Genomic DNA, 20,833 nt, shown 5'->3' on the forward strand with positions numbered 1-20,833 from the left:
CATGACCGAATCCATTCATACCCCACAATACGTTTTAGGTATTGATGTGGGCACAGGCAGCGCGCGGGCCGGCATTTTTTCTACCGATGGCGACTTGATCGGCACAGATAAGTGCGATATTCAGATTTTCAAAGATGAAGGCAACATCGTCGAGCAATCCAGCAACGACATTTGGCAAGCCGTTGTCACCGCCGTGCGCGGCGCAATATCCACCTCGGGCATTGCTGCTGAACACCTTGTCGGCATTGGCTTTGACGCGACGTGTTCGTTAGTGGTGCTCGGCAAAGACGGTGAACCTTTGCCTGTTGGCGACCCTTCCCTGCCTGAACGCAATATCATGGTGTGGATGGATCACCGCGCCCTGGAACAAGCAGATCGCATCAATGGCATTGGTCATCGCGTGCTTGATTATGTCGGCGGTCGAATTTCACCGGAAATGGAAACCCCTAAGCTGCTTTGGCTGAAAGAACATCGCCCTGACGTGTTTGAAAAAGCATGGCAATTTATGGATTTAACCGATTTCTTAACGTGGCGTGCAACGGGCGATTTGGCACGCTCCGTCTGCACTTTAACCTGCAAATGGACTTACATGGCTCATGAGGATTCATGGGACAAAAGCTATTTCGACGCCATCGGGCTTAGTGCCTTATCTGATGAAGGGTTTACACGTATTGGCACTCAGGTGGTGTCAGCAGGAACGCCTTTAGGAAACGGACTCAGCAAAGAAGCGGCTCAAGCGCTTGGGTTGTGTGAAGGAACGCCCGTCGCCGCGGGTTTGATCGACGCTCATGCAGGCGGTATCGGCTCAATTGGCGTTGAAAATGGCGGCGGCGCGACCACAAACCTCGCTTATGTGTTTGGCACATCATCTTGCACCATGACCTCGACACAACAACCTGTATTTGTTCCGGGCGTTTGGGTCCCTACTATTCCGCCATGGTACCTCAGCTTTGGCTCAACGAGGGCGGTCAATCTGCCGCAGGCGCCGCCATAGAGGCATTGTTGGCGTTCCACCCCTACAGAACCACGGCAGAGATACACGCCGCGCAATCTGGGCTATCTCTTGTCGAATGGCTCATTGAACAAGCCGAGCAGCGATTAGGTGGTGAATCAAATTCAGCCGCACTCGCAAAGGGGCTGCATGTCGTTCCTGAATTTCTCGGCAATCGCGCCCCCCATGCCGACCCGCACACGCGCGCAGTGATCTCTGGCTTAGGGTTAGAAAATGGCGTTAATAGCCTGATTGCACTTTACGTTGCCGGTCTTTGTGGCATTGGTTATGGGCTTCGCCAAATCATCGAAGCACAAGATCAAGCAGGTGCGAAGATTGAACGTATTGTGATAAGCGGAGGAGCAGGAAGAAGCGATTTTGTCCGTCAACTGTTGGCCGATACCACAGGCCGTGAAGTGACCGCGCCAGCGACGGAAGAACCTGTTTTGCTCGGTTCTGCCATTCTCGGCAGCGTCGCCGCAGGCATTCACGCAGATATACCTGCTGCCATGGCAAACATGTCGCACTTCACCGCGCACTTCACCCCTCAAAAAGGCGCGATTCAAACACTTCACTATCAACGGTTTGAAACGTTTAATGCGCTTCAAAAAATAGCGCGTAAATCAATGAGTTGTTGATATCACACTTATCACTAAGAAAATTCATTCACGCATTCGTCTTTCACTAAATAACGCCAATCGGCAGTTAGGATATTTATAATATATTCAATAAGTATCCTATCCAGGGCAACCGCACGAGTGTTTAGTTTTTCGCCAACGAGCTCAAGCCAGCCCTTAATACACCCTCTAGCATTGATGTATTCATCATGCAGCGCTTTTGTTTTCCAATAATACTCAGCTTAGTTTGCTCTGTTCGAAGCATATTTAAGCTCATATGACGCAAGCAAGATAAATTCTCTGCACCGTGGGCTTTGTATATCTGGCAGGCATCTTCATTCATACTGACATCAAGCACCCAATGCATCGATTCTATGCCCCAGTGCTCTCTCACAGCCATGGCAGCTTGCTCTGTGCTAAGCGTCTTAGAACTGATGTAATAACGATACTCTAAGTCGATGCCTTTCTCTTTAATAAAACGGATATTTTCAACCATCACGATGCTTTTTAATGCTTTCCATCGTGAAAAATCACCTTCAAGCTTCTTGCTGTCAAAAACATAGCACTGGCGAGATTCGATACGGCCATGACCCTTTTCGAATGAGATGCTATCCGCTGCACTTGCACGCTCGGAGCTGAAAGCTTTTTCTATAGCTTGACGCAGTTTCCCTTGGTTATTTTTAACCGCAAGCAAGTAATCTCCGCCTTGTTCTACAATGGCTTTGGCTATCTTAGTTTGGCAGGCCATTGCATCAATGGTTACTAGCGCACCCTTGATATCGAGCATCTTTATTAGCTCAGGGATCGCCGTGATTTCATTGCTTTTCTGCTCGGTTTTAAGCTGACCCAGCACTAGCTTATTCGATGATGCGTAGGCACTGACCATATGAATGGTACTGGCTCTGTCTTCACGGTTGTATGAACCTCGAAGTGTTTTACCATCGATAGCAACTACTTGGCCTTCTGTAAGCGTATGTATTGATGACATCCAGCTGACGGTAGATTTCAAGGTAGTTGACCAGATTTTCTAATTAAGCGGCTCTTTTTTGACCGCCATGTTCGTTATTGTCTGTGCTTTTGGGGTTGAGTGTTACCGAACCAACGGGTGACCAGTCGCGAGTCTCCCTTGCCCAACGTTCAGGATGCTTGGCTTTCGCCTGCTGATACACGGCATGCCGCTTCGCCAGCACTGTCGTATCTAAGTTTCTGTGTCTTTCTGCTGGAGTGACGAACTTAATCGCACTGTGGTGATGCTCGTTGTTGTACCAGTTTACAAAATTCAGCATCCATTCACGTGCGTCTGCCAGCGTTTCGAAGCCATGCTCCGGATAGTTAGGCCGGTACTTGGCTGTACGGAACAATGACTCTGAATAGGCATTGTCATTACTAACGCCCGGACGATTGAAGGATGTTCGGATGCCCATTTCATCAAGCTTTGCACGCAAGGTGAGTGACCTCATGGGGGCCCCGTTGTCAGAATGTAAATAATGAGGCTTCACGAAGCAGCGTTCACTGAAGGTGGCTCGCTCAATCAACTGAGAAGCAAGGGTCCCGCATTCGCAGTCATGGACTTCCCAACCCACAATTTTGCGACTGTAGATATCAATGACCATATAAAGATACCAGTACAGACCACGAACCTTCGCGGGCAGATAACTGATATCCCAAGTCCAGATCTCATTGGGCTTTGTCGCCACATGAGAAGCGGGCTCCGTCGTAGGCTGTGGCGGTTTCGCCCGTCCTCGATGGTGCAGTTGATCGTTAGCTTTCAGCACACGATATATGCTTGACTCACTGGCCATATATTCTCCCTGATCGGCCAGTTTCGGCACGATTTGACTGGGCGGTAAATTGGCATAGTCAGCCTCATTGCAGACATTCAGAATATGTTGGCGCTCTTGCTCTGACAGCTTGTTTTTCGGCTCTGGTCTGATAGCCAGAGGACGAAGATCGGGCAACACATGCCCCTGTGACGTACGCCAGCGGCGCAACGTTCGCTGTGGAACTTGCATGAGGTCTGCAGCCTTGTACTGAGGCGCGCCATTAGCAACCGCTTCATCAAAAAGCGCCAGCAATGTCTCGCGCATATCGAGAGGAGTCAGTCCTCCTCGCTGTCGCTCCCGTACAAGGCGCCTTGAGCTTTTTTGACAGCACCAATAGCGCCGCCGTTTCTGCCAGGGCTTTGTCTTTACGATGCAGCTCTGTTTCCAATTTTCGGATACGCTGTTTATCCGCTCTACGCTCTGTCTGCTCTGCTTTCTTAGATTGCTCTGCTTGACCCGCACCGCTGATACAAGCGAGTTTCCACGCTTTAACTTGTTCAGGGTACAAACCTTTCTGGCGACAATACTGGCTAAGCTCAGTTTCTGACAAACTGGCGGTTTCGATGACGGTGGCGAACTTGGCTTCAGCTGACCAATGTTCAGAATTTTTTTGATTACCTGGCACAGGTTTACCTTCGGAGCGGAGTTTATTACGCCAATTGTATAACGTTGCTTCGCTGATGTGATCCTCCGCAGCAACTTCTGGAATGGTTTTGTTATGCGGTGGCAGTAGCTTCTTCAAGATGGCAGCTTTTCTTTCTTCGGAATATCTCGGCATAGTGTCCTTCGTTAGCCCTCCATTGCTGGATTTTTGGGCGTTCTAAGATCTGGACAACTATCCTGACACCGGGGGCTGACGAAGCACTCATGAAATTGTTCGGGTTCGATCGTTGATATGATACGCGCAATCGTGTCATCCGCAGGGACACGATTCACGAAAAGTTTATTGCGTTTAAACCAGTCATGGTGTCCGAGGATATATTCACGAATATCAAACCAACCTTTAGCGCCGCCAATCACCGCACACAGGGAGCCAAACAGCACTTCAAAGAGGCAATAGGTGACCTTGGCACTTTGGCGTTGGTCGGTAATTATTTGAAAATGGTCTTTGAAGTGATCAACGTGCATGAGGCTATCCCGTAAAAGGGAGTATAAGATCACAACCAGTTCTGATCGTCAAATCGATCATTTAATGGCCAAAAAACGTTCGCGATCTTGCCCTGGTATCCTATCCTTGTATTCAATACTCTATTCTCACTTTAAAAACCCAAAGGTCTTGATTTAATTAAGCATCATTGAGAATGCAATATTTGAAATTAATACGATAAAATTCTTATTTTAAAACAATACATTGAGAATTAAATGCCATTTTACCTTCAATTAATTGAAATAAAAACCAAGCACCATGGGTCTTTTTTCAGGAACTCGAAATAGCCTTAATCATTCTATTTATAGAGATTCAGCATACGGTAAAACATAGGTGGCAGTACTCCTATTTAATTCATTTTAAAACACACTATTGCCTACCGATTCATACAAATATATTGGAGAAATATACATGGATAAGATTGAAAAAAGCGCCACATTTGCTTCTGTAGCTTTGGCACTAGCAATGAGCACCAGCGCAGCATTTGCCGCGGAAGCACCAGTGGGTAGCATGGGCGCTGCAATTGGCGCGGGCGACAAAGTTCACTGCTATGGCATTCATTCTTGCAAAGGTAACTCTGATTGTAAGACGGCAGAGCACGCGTGTAAGGGACAAAACCAGTGTGGCGGACACGGCTTCAAAGGCATGAAAGCAAAAGAATGCCTAGATGCTGGTGGCACAATCTCTGATATTAAGTAATCGGTTGGAGAAGTAATATGACATCAAGCTTCGGTCTGGGACTACGCACTCAGCATTACAACGATTTTCTGACTGCACCTCAACCGGTCGATTGGCTTGAAGTCATTTCTGACAACTACATGGTCAACGGCGGTAAGCCGTTGGCCATGCTCGACCGCATTCGTGCCAATTACCCCATGGTAATGCACGGCGTGTCCATGTCCATTGGTTCAGTGAATGGTCTGGATAAAGAATACCTCAACAAACTTAAAGCCCTTGAACAACGCATTGAACCTATGTGGGTGTCTGATCACCTATGTTGGAGTGGCGTTCATGGTCGAAAGCTTCATGATTTGATGCCACTGCCCTTCACGCAAGAAGCATTAGATGTCGTCGTTCGTAACATTCATCAAGCTCAGGACGTTTTACAACGCCCGCTCGTTTTGGAAAATGTGTCCAGCTACGTCGAATTTACCGCGTCTGAAATGACAGAATGGGAATTCCTTTCGGCGATAAGCCAAACCACCGGCTGCAAGCTGTTACTCGACATTAATAACATCTATGTCAGTGCGTTCAATCACGGCTTCTCTTCAACCGATTTCCTTAATGGTATTCCTGTAGGCAGTGTTCAGCAGTTCCATTTGGCGGGTCATCTGGATAATGGCGATCACTTGATTGATACCCACGACCATCCTGTTTGTCATGGCGTATGGACACTTTACGAACAAGCCCTAAAACGCTTTGGTGATACGCCAACCATGGTCGAACGTGATGATAATATTCCGCCGCTGACAGAGCTGCTTGAAGAGTTAGATACCGCCCGTTCCATTGCTAACAACGTACTGAATGAAAAAGGTGTGGCATGAGTCTGTTAACCATTCAAAACAGTTTTCAGCGCATCGTATTGGATGATGACTGCGCAGATGCAAGTTGGGTAAACCAAGCGGCACAGCGTTTACCCTCTAAAGATCGCTTGGCGATTTATCACAACGCCTACCGAGTAAGGTTGATAGACGTACTGAGAGACACATTCGGGCATACCGTCACTTATCTGGGTGATGATTGGTTCAATCAACTCGCTGCCAGTTATGTGCAAAGCCATACCTCTGTCTACAACAACATTGGGTTGTACGGCGAAGGGTTTCCGCCATATTTAGCAGAGCAACTCGCCGATGATTTGGACGTGGCTGAACTGGCCACCTTGGATTGGATATTGCGGAGAGCCTTTGACGGTGCAGACAGCACGGTCATGACACTTGAACACTTGCAGCAAGTTGCTAGTGGCGATCCAGTAACGGGAAGTCTGCACGCTGTGCCGACACTTAGCATCATTACACACCAATTCAATACACTCGATATCTGGCATGCCATCGATCAAGACGGGACACCGCCGACGGTTGAACCGTTGCAACAGCCTGTTGATGTTTTGATTTGGCGAAAAGGCCATTCACCGCACTTTAGAAGCCTCTCACCCATCGAGTCTGAGGCCATTGGTTATGTGCGCGCTGGTGAGACGTTAAATGACATTGGTGCGAAATTGATGGAAAACTTCCCAGATGAGGATGTCTCAACGCAGTTTGGACACATGCTTCTTCGCTGGATCAACGATGAAATACTGGCGATTCCTTCTTTCCTCGAGCCAACAACCGACTAAATCAATAAGCAGAGCACTCCAAACAAAAAAGCCATCCGAGTGGCTCGGATGGCTTTGTTTTTCTCAGGTCGCTACTTGTAGCTACCTGGCTTTATTCGACTATTTTCTCAACCAAACATCGTCAGGAATAGAAGATTTATTCTTGCGCTTCTTCTTGCCTGTGCCTTCTGGTTTCGCCATCGGTTTTTCTGCTTCTACCAATGATTCAATCAGCGACTCATCAACTTCAAAACCTTCAACTTGTTCACGTTCTAGTCGAATTTTGTTCTTCTTCTCGATGATTTTGAAGTGATGATAATCTTCGTGATCAATCAGCGATAGAGCCAGACCCACCTCTCCTGCACGGCCACTTCGACCAATACGGTGCATGTAATCTGATGGGCTTCGTGGCAAATCAAAGTTAATCACAACCGGCAGCTTTTCGATGTCTAGGCCACGAGCTGCAATATCCGTCGCGATAAGCACGTCAATATCGCCAGATTTAAACCCTTCAAGCACGTTAGTACGTGCGCCTTGGCCTTTATCACCATGGAAGACTTCTGCGGTAATACCACGCTTAGCAAGTTTGTCCGCCAAGTGTTCACAAGCCTTCTTGGCATTGACGAAAATCAGCGCTTGTCGCCATTGATGCTCGTGAATTAAATGCGCCAATACTGCTGTCTTTTCGCCTTTGTTGACGGTGAAAGCGCGCTGAACAAGGGTACTTGTATCGGCACTTTGCACTTGAATTTCAACAGGGTCGTTCAGTAACTCTTGCGTTAACGTCTGTACTTGCTCTGGGAACGTCGCAGAAAACAGCATGATCTGCTTTTTCTTCGGCAACATCGCCAACAATGCTGATAGTTCCTCGGTAAAGCCAAGGCTTAACATGCGGTCTGCTTCATCAAGCACAAGGGTTTGAACCTTATCAAGCTTGATGGCATTGCTAGAAATCAAATCCAGCAGGCGACCTGGCGTCGCAACCAAAATATCTGTGCCACCGCGCAACGCGAGCATTTGGGTATTCGCAGACACACCACCAAAAACAGCCACGGTTTTAATCGCGCCATTAAAATGCACTGCATAAGATTTGATGCTGTCAGCAACTTGCTTCGCCAGCTCGCGAGTCGGTACCAAGATCAGCCCACTCACAAAGTTTCCTTTGCTATTCGATGACTGACTAGCACTTTGTTGTTCGAAAAGCTGCTGTAACATTGGCAAAGCAAACGTGGCGGTTTTACCCGAACCGGTATTCGCACCTGCAATCAGGTCACGCCCCGCTAACACACTTGGAATAGCTTGCGCTTGAATCGGCGTCGGCTGCTGATACTCCAGCTCCGTTAGTCGCGCTAACAAAGGTGAAATAAGGCCAAGTTCTGCAAAGTTGGTAGGCGTTGTGACTGTAGTCATGAATAGAAACGGCTCAAGCTAAGAAATAGCCCGCCATTTTACGGCATTTGTCCCCTACTCAGTTAGTGATATTGATCAAACTTTGTCTGAGGTGGGGGTAGCAAAAGCCAAGCGGGGCAAACTTCTATCAGTAAGAGTGGGGGTTACTTTGTTTGTTTTGAAGAAATTTATTTAAACAAAGTGTCATCACTTAGTATCCACCCCTTGTTCATTGCAGTCAGTTGAACTATTGTTTGTACGTTGTTTTGTACAAATTGGAGTTCAGTATGAGTCGTATTCATTTCGATAAGGACATTCAGCCGTTATCTGAGTTTCGCGCTGGTGTTGCTTCTTACATCAAACAAATCAATGAGACTCGCCGTCCATTGGTCATTACTCAACGAGGTAAAGGTGTCGCGGTTATTCTCGATGTTGGGGAGTATGAAGCGATGCAAGAGAAGATCGAGTTACTGGAAGAAATGCGCGCAGCAGAGGCTGAACTTGCTTCAGGTCTGGGCGTTTCAAATGAGGATGCACGAGCCCAAGTGCTAGGACGTATCAAAAAATGAACGTCGTTTGGTCACCATTAGCCCTCCAAAAACTTGGTGATGCCGCAGAGTTCATTTCACTGGATAACCCAGCAGCGGCTGAAAAGTGGGTAAATGACGTTTTCAACAAGACAGAATTACTGGGAAATACGCCAGAAATGGGGCGTTTCGTTCCGGAAATCCCGTATACAAATTACCGAGAAATCATTTTTGGGCACTACCGTATCATTTACAGCTTAAGCCACGAAATTCGAATTTTAACAATTAGGCATTGTCGTCAGATTTTAGGGGAAGATGATATTCAACCCACTGTTAAATGAGTGTAAAGAGCCTAATCTTCATTGATAAAATTCCCTCCCAATCTATTCTAATACTCGCCTTTATCCCAATACGGAATACCATCAAATCGTTCAGCAAGAAAATCAATAAACGTTCTTACACGGCGCGATAAGTGGCGAGTCTGTGGGTACACCGCATAGGCGTTGATATTTCTGAACGCGCAACCTGGCAACACTGTGACCACCGAGCCATTGTTGATTTTCTCTTGGGCAATAAAGGTAGGCAGATGCGCAATGCCAAGCCCATTTTCTGCCGCCGTTATTAAGTACTCGCCGCTACTGGATTTCAATACCGGATTGATCTTCACTTTCTGCGACTTTCCCTCTGGCATTTCAATATGCCAATGGCTGACATCTTTACTCAAGCTGTAAACTAGGCAGTGGTGATCGGACAGATCTGAAACGTTCGTCGGTGTGCCGTGCTGCTTTAAATAGTCTGGGCTGGCGCACAGCACATGTTTGATTTTGGCGATGCGTCGTGCGAGTAGTGTTGAATCTGGCAGCTCCGCAATGCGAATAGCAAGGTCATAGCCGTCTTCAATCAAGGAAACTTGGCGGTCATTGAAGTCGAGTTCAAACTCAACACTCGGGTGTAGTTTCAAAAAGTCATTGATGTGCCGCGCCCATGTGCAACACTCCAAAGGTGGATGGCATGGCGACTTTCAATGGCCCTTTCAACACGCAATGTGCTTCTGATGTGGCTTCTTCCGCTTCGCGAATATCTTCAAGAATTCGCAGGCAATGTTCATAAAAAGCTAAACCTGTTTCGGTCGGTCTCATGCTTCGCGTGGTGCGATGGAAAAGCTGCGCATTGAGATGATTTTCCAACTCTTTTAGGCGACGACTGACCGCAGACTTTGCAAGATTCATACGCTCAGCAGCGCCACTGATGCTGCCAGCATCAACGACCCGCACGAAAGTTTCCATGTTCGTGAACTTATCCATCCTGCCCCGCCGTTTTAATAATCGTTGTTTTGATTGTTCTCCATTAGAGAACACTAATTCACTCAAAGTAGAGTTTATTGTCTATCCTAGCATTCATAGACTGAATGTGAATTTCAAGGAAGCAGTTAACGAGATAGGATCACATGATGAAAAAAACAATGATTGCGGTATCCATTGCCGTGACAACCTCGCTCTCAAGCTTTGCCGTCACCGCAAACGAACCTGTTTGGGACGCAAACAAAATCCAACTTATCGCAGAGAAACTGGATAACGGCGTTTACGCTTATTACCCTTCTGACGCCAAAGAACTCGAAGTACAAGGTTTGCCTGTTGCCACCAGCGGTGGGTTTATCGTGGGTGAAAAAGGCGTGCTGATTATCGACACCATGCTCAATGAGCGCTTGAACAAACAAGTTCAGGGAATGGTAAAGAAAGAAGCGGGTAAGCCCATTATTTATGCGGTGAATACCAGTTTCCATGGCGACCACTCGTACGGGAATATGTATTTGCCGAAAGAGACGCGCATCATTCAACATGAAGTTGCGCAGAATTACATCCAAACGCATTTTGAGCACGACACTCAGTTCATGATGCATAACTTCGGCAAAGGTCGTGGCATTGAAGAAGTGGTTCCGACCAAAGCTGACATTCTTGTGGGTAATGGCGGCAACATCGAGATCGATTTAGGCGGTAAGAAAGTCGAAATTATCGATTTCGGCTTTGCACAAACAGGCGGCGATCTGTTTGTTTGGGAACCTCAATCAAAAACGCTATGGTCAGGTAACCCGATTATTACCGTGCAGCCTTCCCTACCATGGTTGCTTGATGGTCACTTGCTGGAAACGCTAGATTCTCTGAAAAAAGTCATGACATTCCTGCAGGAAGACGCAACGGTTGTACCGGGTCATGGTTCGCCAATGAAGCGTGCCGATATTCAATGGCATGTCGATTATCTTCAAACCATTAAAGATCAGGTTCAAGCAGCGATTGATGAAGGTTTAACACTGGAAGAAACCGTTGCCAAAGTTCAGATGCCTGAGTTTAGCGGCTACGCTCTTTACGGCTGGGTTCACCCAAGCCTGAATGTGCCGGCAGCTTACAAAGGTTTGACTGCGACTAATTAAAGACACGCTTCTCTACTGAATAATATCGGCCATTTATTCGTAACCGCACGTTAGCGAGTGAGTGGCTGATTTTTCAATTTCAAAGGGAAAACGATGGGCGTGCTCTAAACCACAAGCATCATTCGACGCCCTTTCCCTTCTTGTTTTATCTGAGTTTTCATCTCTGAAGAAAACGCATTCTCTTCCACACACAGCATGCCAAGTGCGTTGGCATCTGCCATCCATGAAATCAACGCTTGTGCGCCTTTGTCTCCAATATTGCATCTCACCAAACCAATTTCTTGTACGCTGCGCGGTAAGTACTTAGCTAGGATGGTCATCCCTTCATCGCCAATGTTACCGTTATAACTCATGCTCAATGATCGAAGCTTGGCATTGCCGCTTTCGTCAATGGCGTGGATAGCTTTGACGATCGCCGTGACATCTTCAAGGTTCAGATCTGCGCTGCGCAGATGCAGGTCATAGCTTGTTCCTTCCTGATTCTGAGTCGAAAGAGCATCGGCAGCTTTCATACAGACGGGTTTGTTCGTGGCTTGCAGTGCCGAGATCAGTGGTTCCATGTTCATTTCAGGCTTTTCTCCTGCCGCTCGTTTTTCTCGCGCCATTAAATTCAGCGGAACGCAAGACAACAAAGCACTGGCGACCCATGCTTTCAATACCCGTCGTCTTATTAAATTTGCCATGCGTACCTGTCCAAAGCGTAAGCTCAATAAGAAAATTTAAACACATCATCAATCACTACTGTGACCATCGCGTTTTGGATCGTGACATGATGAGTTCCGTCTACTGTTTCTTGGCGATAAGACATATTGGTGGGTAACGCATTTCTTCGGAGCACAACTTTGTCAACCAATGGCAAAAATGCATCGCAACCACATGGTCTTTACACGAAGGGGATTGATAGAGGTAGTAACCGCCACTCTCAACGGCTTGAATATTCTCACTTGGCCAAGGTCTTAACTCGCCATTATTCAGCTGTTTTTTAATCAATGAAACACGTCCAACCATTGCGCCATGTCCGTCTAGTACCGACTGTAAGATCAAACCATACAGACTTGAACGGCGCATTTTCGCTCCCCCTTTGGCAATGACTTTCTCGTCTTGCCAGAATCGCCAATCATCATGCCAATTCATATCTTGATAAAGAACTGGCGTCTTCGCTTTATAGGCTTTTGATGCCACAGGGATCAGCGTCTCTTTCCACAAGCATTGCCAGTTTTTACCTGGATCATGCTGAAAATAGCCAATGGCAATATCCGTGTCTTGGGGGTTGCCCGAAACCGTAGAAACAGCCGTAATTTCGAGCTCGTTATCTGGAAAATTATGCTGATAAACACCCAGCCTTTTTTGCAGCCAAAGCTGTGCAATAGCATGTTGCGTGATCAACTTTACTGGGGCTAATCGAGCGTGCTTAATCCAATCCACATCGCTTTCTAACGACGAAAGTGATGTTTTAACAAGAAGTAAAAATTCTTGGCCTTTGGCGGTCAAGGTCACACCTTTTCCGTGCCTCGCGAAGAGTTGCACTCCGATGGTGCATTCCAATTTTTTGACTTGATACGCAACGGCTGACGCTGTGAGAAAGAGCTCTTCACCCGCTCTGGCAAAGCTTTCATGCTCGGCGGCAGATTCAAACGCCACGAGCGCATCAAGCGGCGGTAATTGCGGATAACGTTGAGATCGCATTGTACTTATGCCCAAATTTATTTTTGCCTTACACAAAAAATAATCCATTTGAGATAACTCTGCTGTCGCGTTTTGATAGAAGTATCAAAAAAACATGACAGGGGAGCAGCAGTATGCCATTTCACGCAAAACCTTGGGTAAACGACACCTTGAATCAATTTGCTGATCAATCACTTCACCGGTTTGATCTCAACAACGCCCAGTCGCTGGTCTCTTCTATCTATGGACTGGTAGAAGAAAGCCGCACCATTCATGAAAAACAGTGCATTAACCTCAATCCTGCCACCAATATTATGAACCCGAAAGCGGAAGCGCTATTGGCCTCTGGCATTGGCTCTCGCCCTTCTCTTGGCTATCCCGGTGACAAGTACGAGATGGGGCTAGAAGCCATTGAGCAAATTGAGCTGATTGCCGCGCAGCTTGCCTGCGACGTTTTTGACGCCAAATATGCTGAAATCCGTGTCGCTTCGGGTGCAATGTCGAACTTATACGCTTTTATGGCCACCTGCAAAGCGGGCGATACCGTGTTAGTGCCACCCGCATCAATTGGCGGCCATGTTACGCATCACAATGCTGGAGCGGCGGGATTGTACGGCTTAAATATTGTGGAAATGACGGCAGATGCTTCGCATTACACGGTAGATCTGGATGCGCTGCGAGAACAAACTCATGTGCTTAAACCCAAGCTCATCACCATTGGTGGAAGCTTAAACTTGCTACCACACCCCATCACGGAAATTCGTGCGATTGCGGATGAAGTGGGCGCTTATGTGTTGTTTGATGCAGCGCACCAGTGCGGGATCATTGCGGGAAAAAGCTGGCCTAATCCACTCAATGAAGGCGCGCATGTGATGACAATGAGCACCTACAAAAGCCTTGGTGGGCCACCCGGTGGTTTAATCGTTTCCAATGATACAGAACTGATGGAGAAAATTGATGCGATTGCGTTTCCGGGGCTAACGGCCAATTTTGATGCCGCGAAATCTGCGGCTCTGGCAGTGTCATTGTTGGATTGGAAAAGCTACGGCGAAACTTATTCTGAAGCCATGATCGACACCAACCAAGCACTAGCAAAAGCCTGCCAAGCGGAAGGTTTACCTGTGTTTCAAGTTGACACACCAAATGGGCTGACACCTTCCCTTTCACATCAGTTTGCCATCATTTCAGCCCCCTTTGGTGGCGGACAAACCATGGCGAAAAAACTGAGAAAGGCAAACATCCTAACCTGTGGCATTGGCCTTCCAATCGACGCTGTTGATGGTGATATGAATGGTCTGCGTTTTGGTACTCCCGAAATCGTGAGAGCTGGATTCACCGTCAATGACATGCCAGCAGTCGCTAAACTGATTGCCGATTGCTTGTTTGAAAGACGCCCTAATGAAGACATTGCAAACGATGTATCAGCGCTTCGAGAAACATATAGTGAGCTCGCTTATGTGTTGAATTAACATCTTATTACTCGAGCAATTATGTAACCATATCAACGTTAAAAGCGAAAAACGAGCAACCAAAAGCAACGTCAATTCGATTATCTATGGCTAGATAATAAGCAAGCGACACCAAGCATTAGTCTACTAACGAGCAATCTTAATTTACGTTATAAGTACAACAAAGTTCGAAGACTAATGCTTGGCCGCTATTTCAAGTTATTCCAACTCACTCCAACCACTCTCTATGCGCTTTTTCAGCGTCACCCAAATAGTCCAAGATCCAATTCACAGCAGGGTTTTCTTTATCTGTTCTCCATGCAATGCAGCACGGGCTTCTTGCTGGCGGCTCAACCAGTGTTTTTTCAACTAACTCCCCTGTTTTCAAATATAACTCAGCCATATGTGACGGCATGGCGCCGATACCTAAACCTGACCGGAAACATTGAATCGCACTATGCCAATTGGGTACGGTTAAACGACGTTGGTTATCCAGCAGCCAAGTGGCGCGTTTGGGTAAAATTCGAGAAGTGTCTTCAAGACAAATGGCCGGATAGCCAAGAAGCTGTTCATTTCGTAACGGTTCGCTTTCTTTGGCTAAAGGGTGGTCTTTGGATACCACAAATCGCCAAGTCAGGATCCCCATATCGCGATAACTGAGGTTTCCGCTAACCGGCACCGCAGCCGTTGCGCCGATGGCGATATCTGCTCTGTCGTAGGCCAATGCATCCCACACGCCGTTAAACACTTCCATGGTAAGCAACAATTCCACGTCAGGGAACGCATCATAAAAATCACGCACCAATGAATCCACGCGATCTTCACGCACCACGTTATCCAACGCCAAGGAAACGCTTCGCGTCCAGCCATTAGCGACACGTTGAGTTTGATCTCGGATCTCGTCCATACGCTTCATCAAGTCACGCGCTTCAACAACGAAAAACTCGCCTGCTGGCGTTAAACGCACTGCACGGTGCAATCGCTCAAATAAATTCACAGCAAGTTTGTCTTCCATTTGTCGAATGGTATAGCTCACTGCGCTTGGCACCTTGTGCATTTCTTCAGCTGCCGCAGAGAAACTCCCTCGCCTTGCAACCGCGTCCACTACCTGAAGATCTTGATAAGAAAACATAAATTCTGCCTTTGAGCCCGCCACTGTTAATTATCAAATGTGCCACTCGACGCTTCACATCAAATATTTTGAAAGCAATGGCGAAATTTTAGCGTTTCACAGCGCTTTTCGCTACCGCTACACTCCACAACCAAGTAAATCCGAGAATAATGAACGGACAAGTGAAATGAAAAATTCTGTTCCAATGACAACTATGATTTGGTTCGCAGCGCTGAGCATGCTCGGCTTCCTCGCGACCGACATGTACCTGCCCGCTTTTGAAAACATCCGCCTTGAGATGGGTACATCACAATCTATGATTGGCCTGTCGCTGACCGTATTCCTACTGGGTATGGCGCTTGGACAGATTGTTTATGGCCCAATGTCTGACCGTATTGGTCGAATTAAAGTGCTCGTTGGCGGTATGGCGCTGTTTAGTGTGGCAACCATTGCCTGCTTTATGGCTAACAGCATTGAAGTTTTCCTTGCTGCCCGTTTTGTGCAAGCTCTGGGGGCGTGCAGTGCGTCTGTGATTTGGCAAGCCGTGGTGATTGACCGCTACGATAGCAAAACATCACAACGTGTATTTGCTACCATCATGCCGTTGGTTGCTTTGTCTCCGGCACTTGCGCCTCTACTAGGTGCAGGCCTTGAAGCTCAGTTCGGCTGGCGCAGTATCTTTATTGTTCTGGTCGGCTTAGGTGCTTTGTTGGTTATGGCTACACTACGCCAACAAGAAAGTGCGCCCGTGATCAACAGCGATGAGAAAATTGTTGCGAAGCTGGTTAGCGATTACAAACACATTATTAGCTCACGCAAGTTTATCGGTAACATGCTGGTATTTGCAGGCTGTTCAGCCGCATTCTTTGCATGGCTGACAGGCTCTCCGTTTGTAATGACTGAGATGGGTTACAGCGGTGCTGACATCGGCATGAGCTATGTGCCACAAACTATCGCGTTTATTGTCGGTGGTTACAGCTGTCGTGCGCTACTGAATAAATTCGACGGATCAGTACTTCTGCCTTGGTTTGTGGGTCTATTTATCGCCAGTGTTGCCGTTATCTTCGCGATTTCTTGGCAGACAGACGTGACTAACATTTGGCCTGTCCTGATCCCGTTCTGCTTCTTGGCAGCGGCAAACGGCGCTATCTACCCTATCGTGGTGAACAAAGCGCTAGAAGAGTTCAAACATTGCAGCGCAACGGCAGCAGGTTTGTTGAACTTCCTGCAAACCATGATCTGCTTCGTGGCAAGTGGCATTGTGTCTGCGTTGGCAGTGAGCGGTTTGCTTACCGTATCCGCCGTAATGATGGGTGCTGCTGCAAGTGTAGGTCTTGGCCTGGTATTAAGCTGGAATGGCAACCGTGTGCCATTCGAGGACAACGCACAAGCGGCGTAATTGTTGTCTAGCAACCTTGCCTATTCAAATCAGAAACCGCCTTTGAGGCGGTTTCTTCGTTTAATCGATGCGTTGTCCCACTGCCATCAATACGCGCATGTCGCCCATGCTGAATGGGTGAGAAGTAGAAACAAGGTTTAAACCTGCATGAGTGTAGGCTTCTTCAATCTCAGTAGGCATAAAGCCTGCGCCCGAACTTTCACTCTTTTCCCAATCCCATTGCACCAACAAACCTTTGTCTGCCAACAGCATCGCCAGCAGCGCGATGGTTTCGGGATAATCAGGCACAAAGGCCAATGACGACGACGCTACGATCAAATCAAAACGCTTACCCGCCTGTCGACACTCACGAACGAGCGCTTCATCAACTACACCTGCCACCGTGTTCACGTTTGGTAGCGCTTTCGCATCTAATACACCGATCATCTTTGAAGCGGGATCTATAGCAGTAATGAATGCTGCATCTGGAGATAATTTTTCGGTCAATAACCCCGTCCCGCAACCAAAATCCAGAATGGTGAGTCCTTTAATCTTCACAACGTCAGTTAATGAGCGGACAGCATTTTCCGAATAGGCGATGACCGCTTGGTTGTCATCCCATCCTTCAGCCATATCATCCCAGCTTTCGCTCATTTCATTTTCCCTAATGCTTTGTGAATAAGCTGAAAATACTAAGGCAATTCGAGTCTTATCGCTATAAACGTGTATTTACTTAGTGCTTTACTGAGCGTTTTGTCCAATCTCACCCCCCTTTATGTCCCTATAAGTACAAATACATCGACAAAAAAGCCAGAGCACTTGGCTCTGGCTTTTTGTTTACGATAGACGTTACGACGCCACGGAGTCAGCTCGCATTGGCCCGCCGAACTTTGTCAATGTGGGGAAAACAGTGTTCAGTGCACTGTTATTTAGCCCCAGCCACTTAACCATATGTGCGGCGTATTGCTCATGGCTAATGGATGGAATAAGTCGTCCATCGCCATTGTCGTCTTGACCGTTTCGGGTGAAGTCAGGATATGTACCGAAACACTGCTTACCTGCAGTGTTTCCGCCAAAGATAAACTGACCGCCACCCCACCCATGATCAGAACCTTTACGCGCATTGTCGTGCATGCTGCGGCCAAACTCTGACATTGTGAAGGTCATAACGTTGTCGGTCAGCCCTTCTGCATCTAGCGCCGTATAGAAGCCTGCAATGGCCTCAGAAAACTCCTTCATCAGTTCGTCTTGACGACGTACTTGATTATCATGGGTATCGAATCCACCAATAGAGACGTAAAACACCTGACGGTTATGTCCCAGCATTTGCGCTGCATCGATCATCTGTTTAATGGCGCGAAGTTGGCTTCCCAGATTTGACGCTGGAATGCGTTTATCTTGCGGAATTGACGCGATTATCGGTTCCATTTGCTGCTGGGCGTCAACGGCCTGTTTAACCATATCTGCATACCCAGCCACTAACGGTGAATCATAGTGTTGAGTTGCCATGGTTTCATAACTCGTGCGGATAACATCACTGGTCAACGCTTGAAGCTCTTCAAAGCCATTTTTATTCACAAACATTTTGTCAGAATGAAAGCTATCGAGCAGCGTATTTGGCCCAGTATAAAAGCTGTTTGGAATACCAGACATATCTCGCATCAGGACATCCATTGACATTCCTAGCCAACCTTGCCCACTGTAACGATCACCCTGCCAACTGTGCTGCCACACTTCTTGCTGTTTATTGTGCGCAAACAAATACGGTGGCAATTCTGCTTTCCCGCTAACAATGTCTTCTTTTTGGGTGGGCTCTAGCAATGGCCCTACATTCATCGCCAGGCTCACCTTTCCCTTTTGGAATATCGGCATCAGCGGCTTTAAAGATTTGTGTAGACCAAACTCGACATCGTTTTTATCTCGGATATTGATAGGTAACAAACTTTGCCGAGAAACTGCGATACCCTTTCGAGATGAGGCGTATTTGTTGTAGTTAGTACTATCCATCGGAAGCACCTGATGGAAAAAGTCATTCCCCCCATTTAAAAACACACATACCAACGCTTTATAATCTTCTGCGTCTTCAGCAATAGCACTAAAACTCATGGGCGCAGATACTGTCGCGCTCACTGCCCCGATTGATTGAATAAAGTGGCGTCGTGTTAATTTCATGCGCGATTCTCCTGAACGTGAAAATACGGGGAAGCCAAAGCAATAAATAACAGGCGTTGCACCCATTTGCCCGGATGAATATCGATCCCGTTATAGTGCTCTCTTAACACGTGCTTAAGTGGTTCGGGCATGCTTCCATTGAAGAACCGCTCTGAAACCTCTTGTGTAAACCCTTCAATGTCTTTGTTTTGAATAAGTACTTTCAAGCTTTCAACATCAATATAAAGCTGTTTTTTTAATGGCTTATTAATGTCCTGAAGATTCAGTCTTAAAATGCCATAAATGAAATTATGCACGTAGATAACATGTGACCAATCAACGATTTGTAACTCTGGCGCGACCAAATTGTTATCAGCTACCACACCTTTAGGGGCATAGTCCGGTAAATAAAAATTAAATACCGATGGCGAGCCTAGCGGATACTGATTACAGGTTTTCAGATAAATCAGATCCGATTCTACTAATGCACTTCCGCCGCCAGGTAGCACATCCAGTGCACGATAAACGTACACCAGCGACAGCCAAGGCTCTCTGACCTTACTCATTGACTGTGGCGGTGCTGTGTAAACCTCATCATCAGTCAAAATTGCCCATACGACGGCTTTCAAATCGCCTGTTTCACCCTCGCCATTATCGTCAAATACCTCAGAAACACGACGGACATAATCTGATGATGGGTTAGAGCTAACCAGCTTTTGAATCAAATTTTTGCAGATATTTGGGGCGGTCGAAGGGTGGTGAAGCAACAGCTCCATCACTTGATCCATTTCCTGATCAGCGGGAACATTTTTGGCAAAGTGATGACCTAAAATGTGTTTTTCACCACGGTCATGATCGCTTTCATTCGCTGCCATCGGTGTCATCAGATGCGAATCAGTATGGCTCCAGCCTGTGAACACACGGGCTAACTCTTGAATATCTTTTTCGTGATAGCAAGGCTTTGGCGAACCATTGGCATCCAAAATCAGGCTTCCATCGGAAGCGCGCTGATAAAGGCCTACGGAGAAAAGTTGTAGGATTTCTCTGGCATAGTTTTCATCAGGACGACGACCTGTTTCTGGATCGCCCATTTGGTTGCCTACCATGGTTAGGTAGTGACCCATAACGGGAGACAAAGAGACAGCCTTGAGCAAATCGCGATAATTGCCAAACGCATGCTCGCAAAGTAAATCGTTGTAGTTAGCGACTGCGGGAGTGTGGTTAATCAATGTCGCATCTTGATCTGATGCGACAAAGATTTGAGTCAAGGCATAAGCAACCCGCTGCCTTAGCTGATCATCGGCGTAAAACGCGATATCTAACCAAGCGCGAATACGGGTAGAGCGCGATGGCATCTTTCCATAGCCTTGTGCGTTGAACTGTTTTTCACATTGTGACAAATGGGAAGTGACAGGAAGGCTGACTTGTTCGTCAAACCATGCTTTAGCGCGCTTATCTATCATCGCATGTGCTTCGCTGCGCTTCGGACCAAATGTCGCCAGGTCCAGCCAACGTGAGGCATGCTGAAAAGAATCAAATTGCATATCAAATACCCTAAATTTGGTTGGGCATTCATGATGCTTAGTATTTTTACTAAGTATCATTTTTGAATCACCCGAATCGCAAACAAGAATATTCATACTTTAGACTCTTAAATACTGTTATGACTAAATTATTGGTCATTACTCTAAGGAATAATGACAGTCTTACTAATGGATCAGTGCGTTTATTGATTGTTTACAGCAACTTATGATCGAAATAATTTCCACCCCACAAAGAAGACAAAATATGTAAAATTTTCGTGTATCTTTATGAATAAATAGACAATAAATAATCACCAGTACTGT

At 46.8% G+C, this 20,833-nt stretch carries 20 protein-coding genes and 2 pseudogenes; 10 read left to right on the forward strand and 12 right to left on the reverse strand.

Annotation, left to right across the window (positions count from 1 at the left end; genetic code table 11):
- Window position 1: 1 nt before the first annotated feature.
- Both AC3CIC_RS09195 and AC3CIC_RS09200 read left to right on the forward strand, forming a co-directional pair.
- Window positions 2-994, forward strand: coding sequence for an FGGY family pentulose kinase (locus tag AC3CIC_RS09195; protein WP_488514403.1), 993 nt, complete (start codon window positions 2-4; stop codon window positions 992-994).
- Window positions 937-1,629, forward strand: a complete 693-nt coding sequence (locus AC3CIC_RS09200) for an FGGY-family carbohydrate kinase (protein WP_488514404.1) — start codon at window positions 937-939, stop codon at window positions 1,627-1,629. The genes AC3CIC_RS09195 and AC3CIC_RS09200 overlap by 58 nt, the downstream gene beginning before the upstream one ends.
- 124 nt (window positions 1,630-1,753) lie before the next feature.
- Here the strand turns inward: AC3CIC_RS09200 and AC3CIC_RS09205 are convergent.
- The 3 genes and pseudogenes from AC3CIC_RS09205 to AC3CIC_RS09215 all read right to left on the reverse strand — a co-directional run.
- Window positions 1,754-2,605: pseudogene (locus AC3CIC_RS09205) on the reverse strand (ISAs1 family transposase); the annotation flags it as partial.
- Window positions 2,606-2,639: 34 nt separating this feature from the next.
- Window positions 2,640-4,209 (reverse strand): IS3 family transposase gene (locus AC3CIC_RS09210; RefSeq protein WP_488514405.1). Its coding sequence is split into 2 segments (ribosomal slippage): window positions 2,640-3,746 and window positions 3,748-4,209, totalling 1,569 coding nucleotides; the frame shifts between segments, so codons are not numbered across the junction.
- A 74-nt stretch (window positions 4,210-4,283) separates the two neighbouring features.
- Window positions 4,284-4,559 (reverse strand): annotated as a pseudogene (locus AC3CIC_RS09215) (transposase family protein); the annotation flags it as partial.
- Window positions 4,560-4,989: 430 nt separating this feature from the next.
- On the opposite strand from AC3CIC_RS09215, the gene bufA2 reads away from it, so the two are divergent.
- The 3 genes from bufA2 to AC3CIC_RS09230 are packed head-to-tail and all read left to right on the forward strand — an operon-like array spanning window position 4,990 to window position 6,910.
- Entirely contained in the window at window positions 4,990-5,277 is a 288-nt protein-coding gene (gene bufA2 / locus AC3CIC_RS09220) for a BufA2 family periplasmic bufferin-type metallophore (RefSeq protein ID WP_016959580.1), read from the forward strand.
- A 17-nt stretch (window positions 5,278-5,294) separates the two neighbouring features.
- A complete protein-coding gene (gene bufB / locus AC3CIC_RS09225; RefSeq protein ID WP_488514406.1) occupies window positions 5,295-6,122 on the forward strand; it encodes an MNIO family bufferin maturase in 828 nt (275 codons plus the stop codon).
- Window positions 6,119-6,910 (forward strand): HvfC/BufC family peptide modification chaperone, encoded by a 792-nt coding sequence (locus AC3CIC_RS09230; protein WP_488514407.1) that lies wholly within the window; start codon window positions 6,119-6,121, stop codon window positions 6,908-6,910. Before bufB ends, AC3CIC_RS09230 begins: the two co-directional genes overlap by 4 nt.
- A 99-nt stretch (window positions 6,911-7,009) precedes the next feature.
- Here AC3CIC_RS09230 and AC3CIC_RS09235 read toward each other — a convergent pair whose 3' ends face one another.
- The gene (locus AC3CIC_RS09235) at window positions 7,010-8,299 is read right to left on the reverse strand and encodes a DEAD/DEAH box helicase (RefSeq protein WP_488514408.1); all 1,290 of its coding nucleotides are present in this window, start codon (window positions 8,297-8,299) and stop codon (window positions 7,010-7,012) included.
- Window positions 8,300-8,565: 266 nt separating this feature from the next.
- On the opposite strand from AC3CIC_RS09235, the gene AC3CIC_RS09240 reads away from it, so the two are divergent.
- Both AC3CIC_RS09240 and AC3CIC_RS09245 read left to right on the forward strand, forming a co-directional pair.
- The gene (locus tag AC3CIC_RS09240; protein WP_488514409.1) at window positions 8,566-8,847 is read left to right on the forward strand and encodes a type II toxin-antitoxin system Phd/YefM family antitoxin; all 282 of its coding nucleotides are present in this window, start codon (window positions 8,566-8,568) and stop codon (window positions 8,845-8,847) included.
- Window positions 8,844-9,146, forward strand: a complete 303-nt coding sequence (locus AC3CIC_RS09245) for a type II toxin-antitoxin system RelE/ParE family toxin (RefSeq protein ID WP_488514410.1) — start codon at window positions 8,844-8,846, stop codon at window positions 9,144-9,146. The genes AC3CIC_RS09240 and AC3CIC_RS09245 overlap by 4 nt, the downstream gene beginning before the upstream one ends.
- Before the next feature lie 47 nt (window positions 9,147-9,193).
- Here AC3CIC_RS09245 and AC3CIC_RS09250 read toward each other — a convergent pair whose 3' ends face one another.
- Together AC3CIC_RS09250 and AC3CIC_RS09255 are read right to left on the reverse strand one after the other, a co-directional pair.
- Window positions 9,194-9,766 (reverse strand): substrate binding domain-containing protein, encoded by a 573-nt coding sequence (locus tag AC3CIC_RS09250; protein ID WP_488514411.1) that lies wholly within the window; start codon window positions 9,764-9,766, stop codon window positions 9,194-9,196.
- A 4-nt stretch (window positions 9,767-9,770) separates the two neighbouring features.
- Entirely contained in the window at window positions 9,771-10,109 is a 339-nt protein-coding gene (locus tag AC3CIC_RS09255; RefSeq protein ID WP_488514412.1) for a LysR family transcriptional regulator, read from the reverse strand.
- Between the two features lie 146 nt (window positions 10,110-10,255).
- On the opposite strand from AC3CIC_RS09255, the gene AC3CIC_RS09260 reads away from it, so the two are divergent.
- The gene (locus AC3CIC_RS09260; protein WP_488515896.1) at window positions 10,256-11,233 is read left to right on the forward strand and encodes an MBL fold metallo-hydrolase; all 978 of its coding nucleotides are present in this window, start codon (window positions 10,256-10,258) and stop codon (window positions 11,231-11,233) included.
- Window positions 11,234-11,337: 104 nt separating this feature from the next.
- On the opposite strand, the gene AC3CIC_RS09265 is transcribed toward AC3CIC_RS09260, so the two are convergent.
- Both AC3CIC_RS09265 and AC3CIC_RS09270 read right to left on the reverse strand, forming a co-directional pair.
- Complete coding sequence (locus tag AC3CIC_RS09265) at window positions 11,338-11,916, reverse strand: hypothetical protein (RefSeq protein ID WP_488514413.1); 579 nt, start codon at window positions 11,914-11,916, stop codon at window positions 11,338-11,340.
- A gap of 100 nt (window positions 11,917-12,016) precedes the next feature.
- A complete protein-coding gene (locus AC3CIC_RS09270) occupies window positions 12,017-12,919 on the reverse strand; it encodes a LysR family transcriptional regulator (RefSeq protein WP_488514414.1) in 903 nt (300 codons plus the stop codon).
- Window positions 12,920-13,032: 113 nt separating this feature from the next.
- Here AC3CIC_RS09270 and AC3CIC_RS09275 point away from each other — a divergent pair, with 113 nt between their 5' ends.
- Window positions 13,033-14,367, forward strand: coding sequence for an aminotransferase class I/II-fold pyridoxal phosphate-dependent enzyme (locus AC3CIC_RS09275; RefSeq protein WP_488514415.1), 1,335 nt, complete (start codon window positions 13,033-13,035; stop codon window positions 14,365-14,367).
- Window positions 14,368-14,575: 208 nt separating this feature from the next.
- Here the strand turns inward: AC3CIC_RS09275 and punR are convergent, their stop codons facing one another.
- On the reverse strand, window positions 14,576-15,478 hold the full coding sequence (gene punR / locus AC3CIC_RS09280) for a DNA-binding transcriptional activator PunR (RefSeq protein ID WP_017004048.1): 903 nt from the start codon (window positions 15,476-15,478) through the stop codon (window positions 14,576-14,578).
- A 37-nt stretch (window positions 15,479-15,515) separates the two neighbouring features.
- Here punR and punC point away from each other — a divergent pair, with 37 nt between their 5' ends.
- Window positions 15,516-16,856, forward strand: coding sequence for a purine nucleoside transporter PunC (punC, locus tag AC3CIC_RS09285; protein WP_488514416.1), 1,341 nt, complete (start codon window positions 15,516-15,518; stop codon window positions 16,854-16,856).
- Window positions 16,857-16,916: 60 nt separating this feature from the next.
- On the opposite strand, the gene AC3CIC_RS09290 is transcribed toward punC, so the two are convergent.
- The 3 genes from AC3CIC_RS09290 to AC3CIC_RS09300 form a co-directional block, all read right to left on the reverse strand.
- Window positions 16,917-17,489, reverse strand: a complete 573-nt coding sequence (locus AC3CIC_RS09290; protein WP_488514417.1) for a class I SAM-dependent DNA methyltransferase — start codon at window positions 17,487-17,489, stop codon at window positions 16,917-16,919.
- Window positions 17,490-17,684: 195 nt separating this feature from the next.
- Entirely contained in the window at window positions 17,685-19,007 is a 1,323-nt protein-coding gene (locus AC3CIC_RS09295; protein WP_488514418.1) for a DUF1501 domain-containing protein, read from the reverse strand.
- A complete protein-coding gene (locus AC3CIC_RS09300; protein WP_488514419.1) occupies window positions 19,004-20,530 on the reverse strand; it encodes a DUF1800 domain-containing protein in 1,527 nt (508 codons plus the stop codon). The genes AC3CIC_RS09295 and AC3CIC_RS09300 overlap by 4 nt, the downstream gene beginning before the upstream one ends.
- Window positions 20,531-20,833: the final 303 nt, after the last annotated feature.

The sequence above is a fragment of the Enterovibrio sp. QJM3NY_24 genome (assembly GCF_057786035.1).